The 19,169-nt window shown below is 69.3% G+C and carries 18 protein-coding genes and 1 pseudogene; 8 read left to right on the forward strand and 11 right to left on the reverse strand.

Features of this window, described 5'->3' with window-relative positions; genetic code table 11:
• The first annotated feature begins 91 nt into the window (after positions 1-91).
• The gene (gene hemB / locus OH809_RS23910) at positions 92-1,090 is read left to right on the forward strand and encodes a porphobilinogen synthase (RefSeq protein WP_406420479.1); all 999 of its coding nucleotides are present in this window, start codon (positions 92-94) and stop codon (positions 1,088-1,090) included.
• A 141-nt stretch (positions 1,091-1,231) separates the two neighbouring features.
• On the opposite strand, the gene OH809_RS23915 is transcribed toward hemB, so the two are convergent.
• Positions 1,232-2,263, reverse strand: a complete 1,032-nt coding sequence (locus OH809_RS23915; RefSeq protein WP_406515509.1) for an alpha/beta hydrolase — start codon at positions 2,261-2,263, stop codon at positions 1,232-1,234.
• A 170-nt stretch (positions 2,264-2,433) separates the two neighbouring features.
• On the opposite strand from OH809_RS23915, the pseudogene OH809_RS23920 reads away from it, so the two are divergent.
• From OH809_RS23920 to OH809_RS23930, 3 genes and pseudogenes are all read left to right on the forward strand, one after another.
• A pseudogene (locus tag OH809_RS23920) lies at positions 2,434-2,538 on the forward strand (MarR family transcriptional regulator); the annotation flags it as partial.
• A gap of 313 nt (positions 2,539-2,851) precedes the next feature.
• The gene (locus OH809_RS23925) at positions 2,852-5,647 is read left to right on the forward strand and encodes a right-handed parallel beta-helix repeat-containing protein (RefSeq protein WP_406420477.1); all 2,796 of its coding nucleotides are present in this window, start codon (positions 2,852-2,854) and stop codon (positions 5,645-5,647) included.
• Positions 5,648-6,118: 471 nt separating this feature from the next.
• Positions 6,119-7,186, forward strand: coding sequence for a MarR family transcriptional regulator (locus OH809_RS23930; protein ID WP_406420476.1), 1,068 nt, complete (start codon positions 6,119-6,121; stop codon positions 7,184-7,186).
• A gap of 41 nt (positions 7,187-7,227) precedes the next feature.
• On the opposite strand, the gene OH809_RS23935 is transcribed toward OH809_RS23930, so the two are convergent.
• On the reverse strand, positions 7,228-7,572 hold the full coding sequence (locus OH809_RS23935; RefSeq protein WP_406420475.1) for a hypothetical protein: 345 nt from the start codon (positions 7,570-7,572) through the stop codon (positions 7,228-7,230).
• A gap of 247 nt (positions 7,573-7,819) precedes the next feature.
• Positions 7,820-8,128, reverse strand: a complete 309-nt coding sequence (locus OH809_RS23940) for a tyrosine-protein phosphatase (protein WP_406420474.1) — start codon at positions 8,126-8,128, stop codon at positions 7,820-7,822.
• A gap of 104 nt (positions 8,129-8,232) precedes the next feature.
• Between OH809_RS23940 and OH809_RS23945 the strand changes: the two genes are divergently transcribed.
• On the forward strand, positions 8,233-8,628 hold the full coding sequence (locus tag OH809_RS23945) for a VOC family protein (protein ID WP_406420473.1): 396 nt from the start codon (positions 8,233-8,235) through the stop codon (positions 8,626-8,628).
• Between the two features lie 248 nt (positions 8,629-8,876).
• On the opposite strand, the gene OH809_RS23950 is transcribed toward OH809_RS23945, so the two are convergent.
• The 4 genes from OH809_RS23950 to OH809_RS23965 form a co-directional block, all read right to left on the reverse strand.
• Entirely contained in the window at positions 8,877-9,668 is a 792-nt protein-coding gene (locus tag OH809_RS23950) for a DUF4253 domain-containing protein (protein WP_406420472.1), read from the reverse strand.
• Between the two features lie 63 nt (positions 9,669-9,731).
• Complete coding sequence (locus OH809_RS23955) at positions 9,732-10,391, reverse strand: maltokinase N-terminal cap-like domain-containing protein (protein WP_406515510.1); 660 nt, start codon at positions 10,389-10,391, stop codon at positions 9,732-9,734.
• 24 nt (positions 10,392-10,415) lie between these two features.
• Positions 10,416-10,667: a DUF397 domain-containing protein gene (locus tag OH809_RS23960; RefSeq protein ID WP_406420470.1), complete on the reverse strand. Its 252-nt coding sequence runs from the start codon at positions 10,665-10,667 to the stop codon at positions 10,416-10,418.
• Entirely contained in the window at positions 10,664-11,449 is a 786-nt protein-coding gene (locus tag OH809_RS23965; protein WP_406420469.1) for a Scr1 family TA system antitoxin-like transcriptional regulator, read from the reverse strand. The genes OH809_RS23960 and OH809_RS23965 overlap by 4 nt, the downstream gene beginning before the upstream one ends.
• Before the next feature lie 150 nt (positions 11,450-11,599).
• Here OH809_RS23965 and OH809_RS23970 point away from each other — a divergent pair, with 150 nt between their 5' ends.
• Entirely contained in the window at positions 11,600-11,995 is a 396-nt protein-coding gene (locus OH809_RS23970) for an ATP-binding protein (protein WP_406420468.1), read from the forward strand.
• A gap of 5 nt (positions 11,996-12,000) precedes the next feature.
• Here the strand turns inward: OH809_RS23970 and OH809_RS23975 are convergent, their stop codons facing one another.
• From OH809_RS23975 to OH809_RS23990, 4 genes are all read right to left on the reverse strand, one after another.
• Positions 12,001-12,801, reverse strand: a complete 801-nt coding sequence (locus tag OH809_RS23975) for a HEAT repeat domain-containing protein (RefSeq protein WP_406420467.1) — start codon at positions 12,799-12,801, stop codon at positions 12,001-12,003.
• Positions 12,802-12,932: 131 nt separating this feature from the next.
• The gene (locus OH809_RS23980; protein ID WP_406420466.1) at positions 12,933-14,282 is read right to left on the reverse strand and encodes an MFS transporter; all 1,350 of its coding nucleotides are present in this window, start codon (positions 14,280-14,282) and stop codon (positions 12,933-12,935) included.
• A gap of 80 nt (positions 14,283-14,362) precedes the next feature.
• A complete protein-coding gene (locus OH809_RS23985) occupies positions 14,363-16,018 on the reverse strand; it encodes an amidohydrolase (protein WP_406420465.1) in 1,656 nt (551 codons plus the stop codon).
• 198 nt (positions 16,019-16,216) lie between these two features.
• A complete protein-coding gene (locus tag OH809_RS23990) occupies positions 16,217-17,116 on the reverse strand; it encodes an Lrp/AsnC family transcriptional regulator (RefSeq protein WP_406420464.1) in 900 nt (299 codons plus the stop codon).
• Positions 17,117-17,335: 219 nt separating this feature from the next.
• Here OH809_RS23990 and OH809_RS23995 point away from each other — a divergent pair, with 219 nt between their 5' ends.
• Entirely contained in the window at positions 17,336-18,316 is a 981-nt protein-coding gene (locus OH809_RS23995; RefSeq protein ID WP_406420463.1) for a C-terminal binding protein, read from the forward strand.
• Positions 18,313-19,098: a class II aldolase/adducin family protein gene (locus tag OH809_RS24000; RefSeq protein ID WP_406420462.1), complete on the forward strand. Its 786-nt coding sequence runs from the start codon at positions 18,313-18,315 to the stop codon at positions 19,096-19,098. Before OH809_RS23995 ends, OH809_RS24000 begins: the two co-directional genes overlap by 4 nt.
• Positions 19,099-19,169 lie beyond the last annotated feature (71 nt).

Consider the following 19,169-nt stretch of genomic DNA (forward strand, 5'->3'; position numbering starts at 1 on the left):
TTCGGCAGCCGGGCCCCTGCCCGTTCTCCGGTCCGTTTTTCCGGCACGGGTGTCGGTAAGACGGTGGTGTGTACGGGTCTATCGTCGAAGGATGACTGTGTACGGAAACTTCCCCGGCTCCCGCCCCCGGCGGCTGCGGACGACCCCGGCGATGCGACGGATGGTCGCCGAGACACGGCTCGACCCGGCGGACCTGATCCTGCCCGCGTTCGTACGTGAGGGCATCACGGCGCCCGTCGCCATCTCGGCCATGCCCGGTGTCCAGCAGCACACCCTGGACACCCTCCGGAAGGCCGCGGTCGACGCGGTCTCGGCCGGGGTCTCCGGGATCATGCTCTTCGGTGTCCCCGCGGACGAGAAGAAGGACGCCCGGGGGACGGCGGGTACCGATCCGGACGGCATCCTCCAGGTCGGTCTGCGCGCGGTGCGCGAGGAGGTCGGTGACGACCTCGTCGTCATGTCGGACCTGTGCCTGGACGAGTACACCGACCACGGCCACTGCGGTGTCCTGACCGCCGACGGCCGCGTCGACAACGACGCGACGCTGGAGCGGTACGCCGAGATGGCCCAGGTCCAGGCCGACGCGGGCGCGCATGTGGTCGGCCCCAGCGGCATGATGGACGGCCAGGTCGGTGTCATCCGTGACGCGCTCGACCAGACGGGCCACGAGGACGTATCGATCCTCGCCTACACGGCGAAGTACTCGTCGGCGTTCTACGGGCCGTTCCGCGAGGCGGTCGGCTCCTCCCTCGAGGGCGACCGCAAGACGTATCAGCAGGACCCGGCGAACACCCGTGAGTCCCTGCGCGAGCTGGCGCTCGACCTCGAAGAGGGCGCCGACATGGTCATGGTCAAGCCGGCCGGACCGTACCTGGACATCCTGGCGAAGGTCGCCGACTCGGTGGACGTGCCGGTCGCCGCGTACCAGATCAGCGGCGAGTACGCGATGATCGAGGCCGCCGCCGAGAAGGGCTGGATCGACCGCGACGCGGCGATCCTGGAGAGCCTGACCGGGATCCGGCGGGCCGGTGCGCAGATGATCCTGACGTACTGGGCGACGGAGGTCGCGCAGCGGCTGGGGCGCGCGTAGGGCCTGCCGCCGGGGCGTCTCTGTGGCGCCCCGTTATCGCGGTCGCATGTGACAGCACCGGGGTACTTGCCAGGAGTACGGGGTCACGTATTGCCCGGTAAGGAGAGCGGTGGACTTCGATCGCCCGGCCGCCGTACGTGCTCAGCAGGCAGGTCCGCTGCTCGCATCGGACTGTGTGAGGATGCGCCGAAGCCAGCGGGAACGGGCGCTGCGGGCGTCCTGGCTGAGAGCTGCCCGTGGTGCGAAGGTGTCGAAGCCGTGGAAGGCTCCGGGCCATACGTGCAGTTCGGCTTGGCCACCGGCCTGCCAGATCGCATTGGCATAGGCCACATCCTCGTCCCTGAAGGTCTCGGCCGACCCGACCTCGATGTAGGCCGGGGGTAGCTTGGACAGATCCGTAGCACGGGCGGGAGCTGCGTAGGGCGACAGGTCCGCAGCGCCGTACTGGTCGCCCAGCAGCGCCTGCCACGCGGTTGCGTTGGAGGTTCGGTCCCAGGTGTCGATGCCGGCCATCTGGTGGCTGGAGAAGGTGTTGTTGCGGTCGTCGAGCATCGGGCACAGGAGCAGTTGCCCGATCGGTGTGGGCCCGCCTCGGTCACGGGCGAGCAGGGCGAGCGCCGCGGCGAGTCCGCCGCCGGCACTCTTTCCTCCGACAATGATGCGGTCCGTGTCGATGCCCAGTCCGGCCGCGTGCACAGCCACCCAGACGAATCCGGCGTAACAGTCCTCCACCGGTCCGGGGAACTGCGCCTGCGGTGCCAACCGGTACTCGACGGAGATGATGGCCAACTCCAGCGTGAGAGCCCATTCGCGAAGCAGCTGCGGAAGTACGGACCACGCATTGCCCATGATCATTCCGCCGCCGTGCATGTAGTACAGCAGCGGCAGCGGCCCGGCGATCCCGGCGGGCCGTGCGCTCACGAGCGTGACGTCCTGCCCGCCCGACGCTCCCGGCACACGCAGCTCATCTACCTCGAAGCGGCCGTCGGCCTGGAGATCCCGGACCGTCGGCCTGGGCCGGGCCGCAGCATCCCGATCCTGCCGGGCCGCAAGGTTCTCCAGGGTGAACGGCTCCCTCGTCTCGTCCGCCAAAGCCGCCAGCGCCACACTCAGTTCGGGGTCGAAAGGGGGCGCATCCCAAGTCATCGAGACGGGGCCGGGTTCCGACGGCATGCCACCGACATTCATGACAGGCCATCCCGTCGGGCGAGGGAATACCGGCCGGCATCCCGACCGGAACAGCTCGTCAACACGTCCGTCCACACAGGGAACGCTCGCGCGAGGTCCATGCGGCGTAGTCAATCACCTGCCAGGCGAAGGCCACAGCTCCTCGGCGAAGGCCACAGGTCCGCCGGGTCTTCCGCACGTTCTGGTCCCGTACCGCGCGCGACAACGAATGGTGGAACGCCTACCTGGACGCGGAGGACCACCGGGCCGTGGCCGAGCCCCTTGGGGTCGTCCAGGTTGAGCGGACGCGTTCTCGAAGCGGCCCGGCCCACGGAATCCCCGTGGGCCGGGCCTTCGTGTGTTCGGGCGGAGCTCTTCCGGAGGCTCTGTCGCGATCCGGGGCGTCCCAACCTCTTGACGGTCATCCGATGTATTTATAGCTTCGGTGCGGTAATCCCTGTACAACTCGCAGAAGTTGGGCGCAGACATTGGATGCCTGACTTCCAAGGAGAGCCGACCCGACGTGACCGTCGATGAGGAGTGCCCATGCGCACCGCCCCAGGCCTGTGTCCCGGCCGCCGAACCCCGGCCTCAGTGCTGACTTCCGTCGTGGCCGTCGCTGCGATGGGCGTCGGGCTGGTTGTACTGCCCGTCGCCCCGGCCGCCGCCCGGAGCGGGGCGCCGATCGTCTTTCATGTCTCACCCACCGGCAGTGACAAGGCCAAGGGGTCGGCGGACAAGCCGTTCCAGACGCTGGAGCGGGTTCAGAAGGCCGTCCGCGCATCGCTTCGTACGGCGGTGCGTCAGGGGAGACCGGTCGATGTCGTGGTGCACGGCGGTACGTACCGGGTGCAGTCCACGCTGAGATTCGGCGTTGCCGACTCGGGTACCGCGAAAGCCCCGGTCCGCTATGTCGCGGCGCCCGGCGAGCGCGTCGTCATCAGCGGCGGCCGCTCTCTCGCACCCCAGTGGCGCTCCTACTCGGGCGCCGTCGAGGTCGCCGACATCGGAGCCGGCCTCGACTTCGACGGGCTCTTCCTCGACGGGGAGCGGCAGACGCTTGCCAGGTACCCGAACCGCGACCCGGACACGGCGATCCTCGGTGGGTACGCATCCGACGCCATCTCCGCGCAACGCGTGGCCCGTTGGAAGAATCCGACGACGGCTCTCGTGCGTGGTCTGCACGACGGCATGTGGGGCGGGAACTCCTTCAAGGTCACGGGCGTGAAGGCGGACGGCACGCCGGAGCTTGCCTGGGTCGGTGACAACAACCGGGGCAGCGGTCTGCACGATACGTACCGCATGGTCGAGAACGTCTTCGAGGAGCTCGACGCGCCCGGCGAGTGGTTCTACGACAAGCCTGCCGGGAAGCTCTACTTCTATCCCCCCGAGGGCGTCGATCCCGCGAAGGCGCGTGTCGAGACGGCAGAGCAGAACGAGTTGATCCGAGTGGAGGGCAACGGTCCGGGCGATGCCGTCCACCATCTGACCTTCTCCGGCTTCACCTTCACCCAGACCCATCGCACGCTGTTCAACCAGCCGTACGAGAAGCTCCAGCTCGGCGACTGGGCATTCGTGCGAGCGGCTGCGGTCCATCTGAAGAACACCGAGAACGTCGTGGTGAGCGACTCGCACTTCGACCAGGTGGGCGGCAACGCGGTCCTCGTCGACGGGTACAACAGCCGTGACGCCGTCTCGGGCAATGAGTTCAGCCACTCCGGAGCCTCCGATGTCGCTGTCATCGGCAGTCCTGACGCGGTCCGCGAGCCGTCCACCTGGGACAGCATGCGCAGGACCATCAGCGACACCCAGCCGGGACCGAAGACCGAGAACTACCCCCGCGACATCAGCATCCGCGACAACTACATGCACGACAACGGTCAGTTCGAGAAGCAGACCTCCGGCGTGCAGATATCGATGAGCCGCCGCGTCACCGTCGACGGCAACACCATCCACGACGGTCCCCGTGCATGCGTCGACATCAACGACGGCACGTGGGGCGGGCACCTCATCGAGAACAACGACATCTTCAACTGCGTGAAGGAGACGTCCGACCACGGGCCGTTCAACTCCTGGGGCCGCGACCGCTTCTGGCCGCTGACCGCCGACGACGCGACGAAGAAGTCGTACGCAGGACTGGACGCCATGGAGACCACCGTCATCCGCCACAACCGGATCCGGCACTCCTCGCACTGGGACATCGACCTCGACGACGGCAGCTCCAACTACCTCATCGAGGACAATCTGCTGCTCAACGGCGGGGTCAAGCTGCGCGAAGGCTTCCACCGGACCGTACGCAACAACGTGTTCGTCAACGGCGGCGCGCACTTCCATGTCTGGTTCGCGGACAGTGGCGATGTCGTCGAGAAGAACGTCTTCGTCACCGACACCCCCTACAGCCTGATCCAGGTCGACATGGCCAGGAGCAAGCCCGTCATCAACGACAACCTGTTCTGGAACAACGGGAAGACCGTCCAGGGGCTCGGCGACGCCTGGCGCGCCCAGGGACTGGACACCCGGTCGGTGATCGCCGACCCGAAGTTCACGGGTGCCTCCCCCTTCGACGACCCGAAGAAGCTCGACTACACCGTCGGGTCCGATTCGCCCGCGCTGGCGCTCGGCTTCCGTAACATCGCGATGGACGGCTTCGGCAAGGCCGGATCCCCCACCCCGCCGCCGCTCACCTGGCCCACGGAGACTCCTGACACCGACACCCTCGACGCCCTTCCGGAACCGCTGCTGGGTGTGCCGGTCACCCGGATCTACTCCGACACGATCAAGTCCGCCACGGGACTGACCGACACCAACGGTCTACACCTCGCTTCCGTGCCGAGCACCTCGGAGGCGTACCGGCAGGGGCTGCGCGCCAATGACGTCATCCGGGAGATCGACGGCCGGCCGGTCACCGACCGCAACAGCTTCTGGCTCGTGTACAACCAGGCGGCTCCCGACACCGACGTTCCACTGAAGGTCTGGCGCAACCAGGCATCGGTCGACGTGACCCTGCGCAAGCCCGTCGGCGGCGAGCAGATCAACAACACCTCAGGGGTTGTGTACACGGGCACCGGATGGGACTGGAAGAACAGGTCCCGGGGCGGGGCCGGTGGATGGGCCGACGACGTGCATGCCACGCAGGCCCCGGGCGACTCCTTCGAGCTCGCCTTCAACGGCACCGCGATCGACCTCATCACCCAGGTCAACACCGACGAGGGCGAGGTCGAGCTCTTCCTCGACGGCCGGTCCGTCGGCACGATCGACAACTACAACGCCACTCGCGTGCACCAGAAGACCGTCTTCAGCGCGGCCGGGCTCGCTCCCGGTGCGCACACCCTCAAGGGCGTGATGAAGACGGGCGACTACATGATCGTCGACAGTTTCAGGATCCAGTAGCGGAGATCCTGGGGGCGCGGAACTCCTCGACGAGGTGATGGGGGGTGGGGTGGTCCGGTGGGGATGGTTTGGGCTCGGGGCCGGCGGCATGCCGACGTTCCGCTCGGGCACGTCGGGCCCGGACCTCGGGTCCCGGGGCTCGGGGGTCGAGCTTCGGGCCCGTTGATTCACTCGTGCGGGGGACGAGTTGGGGCGGCGGCTGAGCGTTGAGCTTCGGGGCCCGGGCGTCGGGATTCGGTCCCCGGGATTCGGTCCCCGGGATTCGAGCGCCTTCTTCAACCGGTAGGTAGAAATGGGTGGTTGGGGCAACCTCCCGGCTTCCCTGACCCGTCACGGCCAGCAAGTATGACTAATCGTGACAGCTTGCGGCGCGGCGTCCTGGCTGCTTACGGTGCGCACAACGAAACGACCCCGACGCGGTGTTGTAGCACCGGGCCGGGGTCTCACCCCAAGATCGGAAAGAGCGATCTCGTGGCTACCCAGAACTTTAGCCCTGCCCTGTGCGCGCCCGCATCCTCGGCTTCGTACCCGATGGCCAAGCCCGGTTACGGCAAGCGGTCCGCGCCGGACCAACATCTTCGTCGCGCCGACGACTTCGCGCTGTTGCCCGAGCGGGAGCGGTATGTCGCCGGGTTCGTCGACCACCTGCCTGACGGCGCGGCGATGAATGTGAAGGCCCTGGCCAAGCAGTTGCCGCTCTACGGGCAGCAAGCCGTCAGCAGTGCCCTGACCGCCCTGTCGGTGGCCGGTCACCTGCGTCGTGTGCGTCGCCTGGTGGGCGAGGGCGACCAGGTTCGGTGGGTCTTCCGCACGTTCTGGTCCCGCACCGCGCGCGACAACGAATGGTGGGCCGACTACCTCGCCGCCGAGGACAACCGGGCCGGGGCCGGGGCTGAGGGTGAGGGTGAACCGCTGACGACCACATTCCCGTCGCGCTGGGCCCCCACGGAGTCCCCGGTTCCGGCACCTGGGGCCGCTGCCGACGAGTCGCTTCCGGCCCCCGTGCCGGTCGCAGCGCCCCAGCCCGAAGCGGGTCCCGCGCCCGTCGAACCTGCCGCACTCCCACAGCCGGACTCGGGACGTCCCTCGCCCGCGTACCTGGCCTTGGCGCAACTCGGGCGCCTGGACCACAGGGTGGCCCTCTCCGCCGCCGACTGCGAGGCACTGGAGGGGCGCGCCACCGAATGGCTTGCACGCGGCGTGAGCACGGACTACCTCACCCAGGCCCTCACTGCAGGACTTCCCGCCCAGGTCGACTCGCCCGTCGGTTTCCTGCGCCGCCGGCTCAACGACAAGATCCCACCCGCCTTGCCCGCCTCCCCGGAAGCCCCCGTCGTCCCCGCCCACCGCGTCATGGTCGAGTGCACCCAGTGCGGCACCCCCGGCCGCCCCGACGCGCTTCCCGACGGGCTCTGCCGCCCCTGCCGCCAGGCCGCCCACGGCTCAGCCGTCACCCCGGATGCCGTCACCGAGCCCGCCATCGAACGTGATGTCCGTGCCTACGTGGGCGAACTCCGCGACCTACTCAAGGTCCCCTGACGCCGCCGCTGTCCGAGCGGCAGCGGCACGCCTCTGTAGGCTCAAGGCCAGTCAACCAGCGCCATGAACGTTACCCATGCGACGAACACCGTGCCGGGTGCGAGTACGGCGAGGGCGAGACCGGCCGGTGGCCTGCGCCTGCTGAACATCCAGCTCGCGACCAGCACACCCAGCGCCAGCACCAGGCCGCAGCAGAGCACCGTCCAGGCGGAACCGAAGCTTGCGTCGAACCGGTTGGAATTGGGTTCCGAGCAGGAGTCGCAGGCCATCGGCGAGAGCCCGCCGAAGACCAGGGCGAAAAACGCGAGTGGGAGCGTCACGATCGTGGAGATCAGTGACGCGATCCAGGTGCGCCGGGGGCGGCTGTCCATGACGTTGTCGGGCATGCGTGCGATTCAATCGGGCTCTCGAATTACGGCACATGAGTTGTCGTACTCATCTGCCGGGCTGCGGGGCGTGACGCATCGTACGGTGGTCAGCCTTGCGCCGCGTGTCCCGACGGCACGCATCGCATCGGCAGCGGCTACTGCGGGACGGGCGGGGCTCCGCCTTCACGATACCGTCACTACGGCGGCATTCCGCTTGCGGCTCCGCCATTGAGCCCCCGACCAGTGGCTGTCTCGCCGGATCACGTCAGGTCAAGGCGGTGTGCAACGCCTGCAACTCGGCATCCTCGGCGCCGTGCGCCAGGAGGTAGCCGGGCACGGACCCGTAGTGGCTGCGGATCCAGATCACGGCGTGGAGCAGGTGAGTCGCGGTGACGGGGCGGGTGCCGTGTCCGGTTCGTGCCGCAGACGAAGCCTCAGTGAGGCCCAGGACGGTGTTCGAACGGAGGAAGTCCTCCGTGATCTCCGCTTCGGAGGCGTTCAGAAGAGTCTGAAGGATGGCGACGGTTACACCGGTGCGGTCCTTCCCGGAGGCGCAGTGGACAAGCGCGGACAAGGTGCCAGGAAAAAATCACGTCCCTAGTCAGGAAGATCCCGGATCTGTCGGACGGGCGGCACAGGCCGAGACTCTGAGTCCCGTCCGCACTATCTGGGAGAGTCATGACAAGTAGGTTCACCGAGTTGGCTGTTGACTGCCACGATCCGGAGAGGCTCGCGGCCTTCTGGTGCGAGGTCCTGGACTTCAAGGTGATCGACCGGAGCGAGGGCAAGGTCGAGATCGGCTCCTGGGTGCCGACGGTTGAGGATGTTCGGGCCCGCCAGATGTCGCCCACCCTGCTGTTCATCCAGGTGCCCGAGGGCAAGACCGTGAAGAACCGGCTTCACCTCGATGTCAGCCCGATCGACGGCAGCACCGAGGACGAGGTGACCCGATTGCTCGGCCTCGGCGCCACCAAGACGGATGTGGGCCAGGGCTCAGACCGAAACTGGGTGGTCATGGCAGACCCCGAGGGCAACGAGTTCGACGTCCTACGCACCCTGGCACCGCAGAACTAGGCCACGAGCGGGCACCCACACCCCGTCACGTTGCCGAGAAGACCTCAGTGATCCGCCGGACAGCTGCCCAGCCGGCTAGCTTGAGATTTAACCTCCGGATTCGAACACCTCCGACCAGTCCTTCCTGCCGCACAAGCAGGCCCTGCTGCGCGGTCGGGAATCAGGGTGAACCGGGATAGACGGTGCGCATGCCGAGTCCGCGAAGCCGACCTGCGGTCGCGTTCGAGCAGCGAGGTTTAAATCTCAAGCTAGTCCCACCAGAAGGACCAGGTCTCCTGGTTCAGCAGCATCTTCTCGGCGTAGACGTCCAGGTCGTACGGCGGGTTCTGATTTATGTTGTCCGGGCAGAACGCGAAGTGCTCGGCGGCGAGCGCCCGCGCCTCCGCCAGGGTGGTGGGCGGTCGTCCCACGGACACGGTCAGGGTGTCGAAGCCGATCACTACGACCCGTATGCCGAAGCGGTCCTCCCAGGAGCGGAGGACTGCGCAGAGCCGGGCCACGTCGTCCTCGTAGTTGACCGGGCCCGACCAGCCGATCGCCGCCGGGATGTCCGCACTGCGCCGGGCCGGGACGAGCGCCGCCCGCGTACCGGGGAACCAGCTGTCCGGGCCGGTGCACTCGTCCGCGATCTCGGCCGCCAGGTCGTCCGGGTCGCCGGGCCCGTCGGCGGCCGGGGAGGGCGCCAGCCCCGGCCACTCGTTGGCGGCGGCGTCGAGCTCGTCGGGTGCGCAGTCCGCCCAGTACTCGCCGAGCACCTCCTCGGCGTCGTGATCACCGGGGTACGACGCACCGTCCGGGATGAGATCCCAGGTCTCGGGCCACTGGTCGCGTCTCCCGCCGTCGATCAGTACGGGAAGCAGCCCGACCGTCCGCCCCGCCGCACGCAGCCGGGCCCATGTCCCGGGGGACGCGGGCTCGTCGGCGTACCAGAGCAGCGGCTCGTGCCACGGCCCGTCGATCGTCGCGTCGACCAGTGTGCCGGGCGGGAGTTGGAGCCCGGAGGTGGCCAGGGACGGGAGCGGGTTCGGGAGCGTCGCCATGACCGCGACTCTAGACGCGGCCACTGACAGCGGTGGGGCGCGGCCGGTGGCGCGGGCCTTGGACTACGGGTGTGCGTGAACGACGGCGAACGCGGTGCGCGCCGTGGTGCCGTCGGGCATCGGCGCGTCCGCGGTGACGTGGCCGAGTATCTGCCCCTCGGTGTCCTGACCGGGCTGGAGAACGCGGTTGATGTGGATGGTCAGGCGGCGTCCGTCGGATGCTGTCTCCACGAGGAGGTCCGTACCGTCCGGGTCGTCGCTCACAGTCGTGGAGGCGATCGCCGTCGTGACGCCGGACTCCGCGAACCAACCGCTGACGGAAGGGTCGGGGGTGTCGCTCGTACTCTGCATCTGCGGCTCTGCCTCGCCGACGATCAGCGCGAACAGCTGGGCGACGAGGACCGGGTCACGCGTTCCGTCGTACACCCACCGCTGCCCCAGCACCCCGTGCTCGGTGGTGCCGATGAGCGCTGCGTCGGCGCCCGCGATCGGTGCGCCGCGATAGCTGAACGGCACCTGGTACGTGACCGGCTGGTCCCCCGACGTGTCGGTGACCGCCATGAACTCGATCCCCACCTCGCCCTTCGGGTCGTCCAGTCGGAATCCGCCGGCCTTCACCAGCTCGGGTTGTCCCTTGCCGCGGTACCAGGGCTGCGCGGGCAGCCAGTCGGCGAGGAGTTCCAGCTTGGTGGGCGTCAGCGTGGTGTGGTAGATGAAAGCCATGGCGGTGGTATCCCTCCCGTGGGCTCAGACGAGTCGCCGGCCGGCGGCGAAGCCGGTGAAGGCCGACCAGGCGGCGGGGGCGATGGTGAAGATGGGGCCGTCGGGGTTCTTGGAGTCGCGGACGTGGACGGCGGTGGGGTGGGTGGCGACCTCGACGCACTGCCCACCGTCGCTGCCGCTGTAGCTCGACTTGCGCCAGTCGTAGGCGACTTCGAGGCATTGCCCGCCCTCGTCGCCGCTGTAGCTGGACTTGAACCACTTAAGTGCAGTGCTCATTGCTCTCCCAGCAGCCGGTCCAACAGGCCCACGGTGTCTTCGGGGCTGAAGGCCTGAGCTCGCAGCATCGCATATTTCTGGGCGAGGATGCTGACCTCATCGGGGTCGGAGACAAGCAGGCTGCCTCGTTGGGTCTCGGAGTAGGCGACATGTTGATAGTCCGGTGTTTCCAGCACGGTGAAGGGGCCGTTGAGTCCGGCATGGGTTCGGCGGTCCAGTGGGAGAACCTGTAGGCAGATGCCAGGGAGTGCGGCGCACGATCGCAGGTGGCGCAGTTGCTCTGCATGCCCTTCGTCATCGAGGAGTTGAAGCATCAGGACCGGTTCCCAGATGACGAAGCTGATCGTCGGGGGCTGCGGGCGCTGCAGAACTTCCTGGCGCTCCAGACGGGCAGTGGTCTGGATCGCGATCTTGTCCTTGCTGAAGACTGGGACTCGGTTACGGAATACTGCTTGGGCGTACGCCTCCGTTTGGAGAAGCCCGGGTACGACCTGGTTGTCGTACCAAGACAGCGCGAGGGCCTCCCGTTCCAGATCCAGGTACTGCTCGACCCACGCCGGGATCAGGTCGACCTCCGGCATGTTCTCCACCGCGGTCTCCAGCGCCCCCTTCGTCTCCAGCAGCTCGTCCAACTGCCGTGCCAGATCGGGAAGCAGGGCGCGTCTGCCCTGTTCGATGGAGGCGATCGTCTCCACCTGGAGGCGTACCCGGTCCGCCAGTTGAGCCTGGGTCAGGTCGGCCGCTGTGCGGAACACGCCGACCAGTTTGCCTACGAGTTTCATGGCCGACGCGTTCCTGCGCTGTCGCTTCCTGGGGTGCATGCGGTTCGACTCCCACCCTCGTCCGTACTTCACGCGCGCACGACCCGTACAAAGAATCTGTACGGGTTCACGTACTGCATCAGCATAGTCACCGAGTGTGACGCTCGCTTCATGAATGAGACGATGGAACTCCCGTTGCTGCGCGAGCGGTTCTACCGGCGTGAGCGTCGGTCGGTCCGTGCGGCCAGGGAGTTCGTACGCGCTGCGTTGGCCGACTGGGGGTTCGGCGAGGCGCGGACCGATGACGTACTGCTCTGTGTGAGCGAGCTGGCCACCAACGCCGTGCTGCACGGCGTGCCGCCGGGGCGCGGGTACCGAGTGCGGCTGTGGCTCGGGGAGCAGGGGCGGTTGCGAGTCGAGGTCCACGACAGCGGGGACGGTGAGCCGGGGGTGCGGGAGCCGGACGGGGAGTCGGGGCGGGGGCTGCTGATCGTGGAGGCGCTTGCGGACCTGTGGGGAGTGGGGGAGCGGGAGCCCGGAAAGGTTGTGTGGTGCGAGTTCGGTTAGGGCCGCTACTCCGGCTCGGTGAACTCGACGGCCTCTCGGACGTCGGCGTCCGGGTCCTGCGACAGGCGCTGGAGGAGTTCCTTGACGCCTGGTGTCGACCAACCGGCGACGGCCTCGACCAGCGCCACGCGGACCCGCGGGTCCGGGTGGTCGGCGAGGTGTGTCAGTTGATCGACCGGGCCTCGTCGGCGCAGACCGAACCAGTGCAGCGTCTCGCAGAGCTTTGTGGGGTCACCGGGGGTGCCCGCTGCGACAATCTGCCGCAGGAGGATCGGCGTGGCGGGGGCGGGGCCGTCCAGGGGGTGCGGTCGGCGTTCGCGCAGGCGTTGTGAGCCGTACTCGCCACGCACTCGGCAACCGAAGCAGGTGCAGGGTGTCGTGCCGTTGGAGTCGGGGAAGTAGCGCCAGCCCGTGACCTGCTTGACGGCGCGGAGCCGGTGCACTTCGCGCTTGGTGACCGCTCGGGGGACGAACACCTCCCAGCCGCGTGGGTCGTCCAGGGCGGCGATGCGGTGTACGGCTTCGCTCGCTGTGGTTGCCGTGGGGCCCTGCCCGGGGCGGTCGTTGTAGCGGCCGACCGTGACGGGTTCGTCGTCCGGCAGGCGTATGTGTACGGCGACGAGGCCGCGGGGGCCGCCGTGCCGGGCGAGTTCGCGCAGCCACTGGTGGGTGAGGGTGTACGACGTGAGAACGGGGAAGCAGAACAGGCCCCGTGATCCGTCACGGCCTCGGCTGATGGCCCGTATCCCGGAGCGGCGGATGCGGGTCGCGTTCGCTGTGGGTGTCAGGTGCACGAACATCGCCATGGGGCCGATGCTAGTGCTGTGGCCGCATGGGCTCGACCGGGTCCGTCCGGTTGCCGTTGTGTCCTCAATCGCCGGACGCGCTTGAAATTCAAGCCCGTCCGGCGATTGAGGACATGGCGTGCCGCAGGCCCCTACGAGGCGGCCTGTACCGCCTGCCGGGCCGGGTCCGGCGTCCGCTCGCCGGCCGACGGTGTGCCGAGCTGGCGCAGGCGTGCCGTGCAGACGATGCCGATCGCGGAGATCACCATCAGCATGACGGCGGGCGGCCAGTAGTGGCCGCCCGCGGCCGCCGCGAGGGAGACCGCGGCCAGCGGTGCGAGGCCGCCGAAGATCATGTTGCAGATCTGGTAGGAGAGGGAGATGCCGGTGTAGCGGACGTGCGGGGCGAAGCCCTCGACGAGGATCGAGGCGATGGGCCCGTACAGCGCGGACATCACCAGGCGCATGGCCAGCATCATCAGCCAGATGAGGAAGACGCTGCCGGTGCCCAGCACCATGAACTGCGGTACGGAGAGGACGATGACGCCCGCGAGGCCGGCGATGACGACCTTGTGCGGTCCGACCCGGTCGGCGAGCCAGGACAGCCAGGGCGTGACGAGGAGTTCCAGGAAAGCGGCCAGGGTGAGGCCGTTCAGCAGCATGGACTCCGACAGGTGGAGGTCCCCGGTGCCGTACGAGAGCAGGAAGCTGGTGACGACGTAGTAGCCGCCGGTCGCGGTGGCCAGCGCGAAGACGCCGATGAGGACCGTCCGCCAGGCCTTCTGGAAGACCTCCACGACGGGGAGCTTGGCCGCCCCGTCCTCCTTTGCCTCCTGTTCCTTGCGCACCTCCTCCATGACCGGGGACTCCTCCAGCTTGACCCGGACGATCAGGCCCACGATCACCAGCACGGCGGAGGCCAGGAAGGGCACGCGCCAGCCCCAGCTCATGAACGCGTCGTCGCCGAAGAGGTTCATCAGGCTGAAGGCGCCCGTGGAGAGCAATGCGCCGACGGACGATCCGAGTTGGGCGAACGATCCGAAGAAGGCGGCCTTGCCGCGCGGGGCGTTCTCCACGGCGATCAGTACCGCGCCGCCCCACTCCCCGCCGATCGCGATGCCCTGGACCAGGCGCAGCACGATCAGCAGGATCGGGGCGAGCGCGCCGACCTGGGCGTACGTGGGCAGCAGACCGATGGCGAAGGACGCGACGCCCATCATCACCAGCGTGATGACCAGGGTCTTCTTGCGTCCGACGCGGTCACCGATGTGTCCGAAGACGATGCCGCCGAGCGGGCGGAGCAGGAAGCCGATGGCGAAGGTCGCGAAGGCGGACAGGGTCCTGAGGTAGGGCGACATGTCCGGCGGGAAGAACACGTCGTTGAAGACGATCGCCGCTGCGGTGGCGAACGCGTAGAAGTCGTACCACTCGATGGAGGTTCCGGCCAGTGCCGCGACGGCGGCTCTGTACGGGCTCTTTCCGGTGCTGGGCTGCGGGGACATGGGGCCTCCGGGGGCGGGAGGGGCGGCGGGGAAGGGGTGGGGCGAGCGGAGAGAGGGGAGCGGGAGGGGGTGGGGGTGGGTCAGCGGCTGGGGGCGGACCAGGCGCGGGTGCCGCCGATCCAGGTCTCGCGTACGCCGATGGAGGCGAGTTCGGCCGGGTCGGTGGTGAGCGGGTCGCCGGCCAGGACGACGAAGTCGGCGAGCATGCCGGGGGCCAGGGCGCCGACGGCATGCTCGCGGTGCAGGGCGTGGGCGGCCGAGGCGGTGTGCGCGTGCAGCCCGTCCGCCACGGGCATCCGCAGCGAGGCGTCGCCGAGGACGGTGCCGAGGACGGTTCGCCGGGTCGCGGCGGCGGAGACGGCCTCCAGCGGGGCGGGCGGGGCGACGGGGGCGTCCGAGCTGAAGACGACGGGGACGCCGGCGGCGAGGCAGGTGCGGGCCGGGTTGTAGCGGTGGCCGAGGTCGCCGACGGCGGTCAGGGTGCCGTCGCCGGTGCGCAGGTGGTGCTGGGGTTGCATGACCGGGATGACGCCCAACCGGCCCATGCGGGCGATCTGTTCGTCGGTGGGCAGGCCGGAGTGCTCGATCCGGTGGCGCATGTTGGGGCGCTCCCGGCCGGCCTGTGCCTTCTCGATGGCGTCGAGGACCATGCCGATGGCGTACGGGGACTGGGCGTGCGTGGCGGTCTGGAGTCCGGCGCGGTGGGCGCGGGCGACGATCTCGGCGTACTCCTCCGCCGAGTGGTACAGCTGCCCGTGGTGGCAGCAGTCGGCGGCGTAGCCCTCGGGGAAGTACGCGGTCCAGCCGCCGAGTGTCCCGTCGGCGTAGAACTTGACGCCCTGGACGCGGAACAGGTCGTCGCCGAAGCCGTTCACCACGCCCAGGTCGAGCGCGGTGTCGAGCAGGGCGGAGGTGAGGTAGGCGGAGACGCGCATGCGCAGGGAGCCGTCGGCGCGGGCGCGCAGGTACGTCTCCATCTCGCGGCGGGACGCCTGGGCGTCGCCGACGGTGGTGACTCCGGCGGCGAGGAAGACATCCTGGGCGCGCTGGAGGTGGTCGGCCATGATGGCGTCGGGCTCGGAGAGGTGAAAGTTCGGGCCGTGGTTGCCGATCTTCACGCCGCCGGGGCCGGTGAGCAGGTCGCAGGCGGCGTCCCAGAGTTGGCCGTCGGGCTCGCCGGAGGTGAAGCGGCCGATGCTGCCGCCCTCGGGGTCGGGGGTGCCCGCGGTGACACCGCAGGTGCGCAGGGTGTGGGAGTTGACGACGCCGCCGTGGCCGGAGGCGTTCATCACGTAGACCTCGCGGTCGGTGGCGACGCGGTCCAGGTCGTGGCAGGTGGGGTGGCGGCGTTCGGCGAGCCGGCGGTGCTCGTAGCCGAAGCCGCGCACCGGGACCCCGGCGGGCAGTTCGCGGGCCGCGTCGGTGAGAACGGCGACGAGCGTCTCGATGTCGGGTACGCGTTCGGGGCGGCAGTCGACCCAGGCGAGTGCCTGCCCGTACATCACCGGGTGGCAGTGGGCGTCGACGAATCCGGGGTGGACGAGACCACCGTCGAGGTCGAGGACGTCGTCGGCGCGGCCGCCGAGCGCGGTGCGGGCGTCTTCGGCGGTGCCGACGTGGACGACCCGGCCGCCGCGGACGGCCAGCGCCTCGGCGCGTACGGAGGTGCCGGGCGCGGCGACGGCCGCGCCGGTCACCAGGAGCGTGCGGTCGGCGTCGTCGAGGGGGTGGTGCATGAGGGGGCCTGCTTTCGACCGGGGGACGTCCAGGAGGAGCCGTACGTGCGGGGATTCCGCAACGGCTGATTCGTTCGCATGGACGATATGCAGCGAACGATGCCTTGCCTAGACCCTTCACGCACAAACTTTTCGGAATGTGATGGCGGATGTGGCTTCCGTATCGTCCGGCGCGGCCGTAGGGGGAGGGGCTTCTCGTCAGGACGGGTGGGTGGTGAGGTCGTAGCGCTCCTTGATCAGTTCCAGATGGATCCAGCTCTCCACCGCCCGTACGCCCGTACAGGCCCGCATGTCCTCCAGCGTGTCGCGCACCGCCGCGAGCGACTCCGCGCTGATCGTTCCGACGAGCTCCGCGCGCCCCACGCAGGCGGAGAGGAACGAGACCCGGTCCCAGGCCGCCAGGTGTCGGGCGACCGGGTCCCGCTCGCCGTCCAGCCGTACGGCGAACCCGCACAGGAAGCCCAGCCCCAGCAGCTCCGGGCGCACCAGTGCGAGCACTTTGGCGACGCCGCCGTCGAGGAGGCGCAGCGTGCGGGCGCGGGCGGCGCCGGGTGAGAGGCCCACGCGCTCGGCGAGTTCCGCGAAGGGCAGCCGCCCGTCGCGCTCCAGCTCGTCCAGGATCAGCCGGTCCGTCTCGTCCAGTTCCGGCACCTCGGGCCGGCCTGCCAGCAGATACGGATCCTTGAGATGTTCCAGGGAGATCAGTGGATCCACCACGTCCACACCCTTCAGGGAGCGGATGGACTCCACGGCCCGGTCCAGCTCGGCCAGTCCCTTGGTGCGCAGCTCCGCCATGATGGCGCGGCTGCCCGCGGTGAGCGTGACGAACGGTGCCTGCGGCATGGCGGCGATCGCGCGGGCCACCGGCTCGGCCGGGCCGCTCACGCCGATCGACAGGTGGGCCGACGCGGTCAGCTCCCGTACGGCGGGATGTACGACGGCCACCACCCGCACACCACCACCCGCGAGCAGCCGCTGCACCCGGGCGCGGGTGGCGGGCCGGGAGAGGCCGACGCGCTGCGCCAGCGTCTCGTACGTCAGGCGGCCGTCCGTCTGCAGTTCGCGGACGACGGCCAGATCGGTGTGGTCCAGATCCACCTGAGCGATTCCCCTCGGCTCGAGAGCCCGGGGCGGGTGCGCCCGGGGCGGGGTCCATTCTCGACCACCGGGGTGCGAGGGCCGGACCCGGCCGACGTGCATCGCTGACGATCGCATCACCACCGCTGGACAATTCTGTCGGATGAAACGTAGGTTCTGCGCGAGCGTGGCGAACGAATCATCTTTGCGTGACGCTCTGAGGAACTTGAGGAGGATGGGATGAGTCGGCCCCTGGTGGTGTTCACGGACCCCGAGGAACTCGATGTCGGTCCGGGCGCACGACTGCTGACCGACGCGGGATTCGACACGCGCGTCGTCGGCAGCCGCGACCCGGACGCGATCGCCGCCGCCGCGCGTGACGCCGTCGCGCTGATCGTCGGCTACGCGCCCGTGGACGCCGCGCTGCTCGACCGCCTCCCCGGTGTCGGGATGCTGGCCACCATGTCCGCCGGGTACGACATGATCGACACGGCGCAGGCACGGCGACGCGGGCTGTGGGTGAGCAACCTTCCGCACGCCGCGACCGAGGACGTCGCCGTGCACGCGCTCGCCAGCGCGCTCAGCCTGGTGCGCGCGCTGCCCCAGGCCGACGCCACCGTGCGCGGCGGCGGCTGGAACACCGAATTTGCCGCGCTGCCGCGCAGGGCGGGGGAGCTGACGCTCGGACTGCTGGGATTCGGACGCATCGCGCGGGTCCTGGCCCGGATCGCGGCCCCCGTCTTCGGCCGGGTCGCCGCGTACGACCCGCACGCCGACGCAGCCGGGTGGCCCGACGGCGTCGAACGGCTCGGCCTGGACGAACTGGTCGCCGCCTCCGACGTGCTCTCCCTGCACACACCGCTGACTCCGCAGACCCGCGGCATGGTCGACGCGGCGCTGCTCGCCCGGATGCGGCCCGGGGCCTTTCTCGTTAACGTCGCCCGCGGCGAACTCGTCGACACAGCGGCCCTGCTGGCCGCCCTGGACAGCGGACGGCTCGGGGCGGCGGCGCTGGACGTGTTCCCGGTCGAACCCCCGCCGCTCGACGACCCGCTGCGCAGCCACCCGCGCATCCAGCTGTCCCCGCACAGCGCCTATCTGTCCGACGCGTCGCAGCGGGCGTACGTGTGCGCACCCGCCGAGAACGTCATTGCCTGGCACCGCACCGGGCGACCCCTCACCCCCGTGGTCGACCCGACCCTCGAAGGAGCCCCCTCATGACCGACGTGCAGACCGTCGACGCATCCGTCGACGCATCCGTCGACGAGGAGACGCGGCTGCGGCGCGAACTCGCCGCCGTATACCGGCTCGTGGCGCACTTCCGGATGACCGACCTGATCTTCACGCACATCTCGCTGCGGCTTCCGGGGCCCGATCACCACTTCCTCATCAACCCCTACGGTCTCCTCTTCGAGGAGATCACCGCCTCCAACCTGGTCAAGATCGATCTGGCGGGCAACCCGGTCGAGCCCACCCCGTATCCGGTAAACCCCGCGGGCTTCGTCATCCACAGCGCGATCCACGCCGCTCGCGAGGACGCCCACTGCGTGCTGCACACCCACACCAAGGCCGGCTGCGCCGTGGCCGCGCAGCGCGACGGGCTGCTGCCGCTCAACCAGATGTCGATGGAGTTCTACAACCGCGTCGGCTACCACGACTACGAGGGCGTCGCCCTCAACCTCGACGAGCAGAGGCGCCTGGTCGACGACATCGGCAGCCACCCGGCGCTGGTCCTGCGCAACCACGGTCTGCTGACGGTGGGAGAGAGCGCCACCCAGGCATTCCTGCGCATGTACTACCTGGAGAAGGCGTGCGAGATCCAGGTCACCGCCCAGGCGGGCGGCGGACCGCTGATCGTCCCCTCCCCCGAGACCTGCGAGTACACCGCTCGTCAGCTCGCGGGCGAGGCGGACGCGGACTTCCAGGACGACGGGGCGTGCGACCTGGCCTGGGCGGCGATGCTGCGCCTGTTGGACCGGGTGGCGCCGGACTACCGGGACTGATCCGGGGGCAGCGCCAGCGACGCGGCAGCCGCGGTGGCCGCTGCTGCCCGGATCGCCGTTGGCGTCGGTCC

This window comes from Streptomyces sp. NBC_00873 (genome assembly GCF_045207415.1).
Lineage (GTDB): Bacteria > Actinomycetota > Actinomycetes > Streptomycetales > Streptomycetaceae > Streptomyces.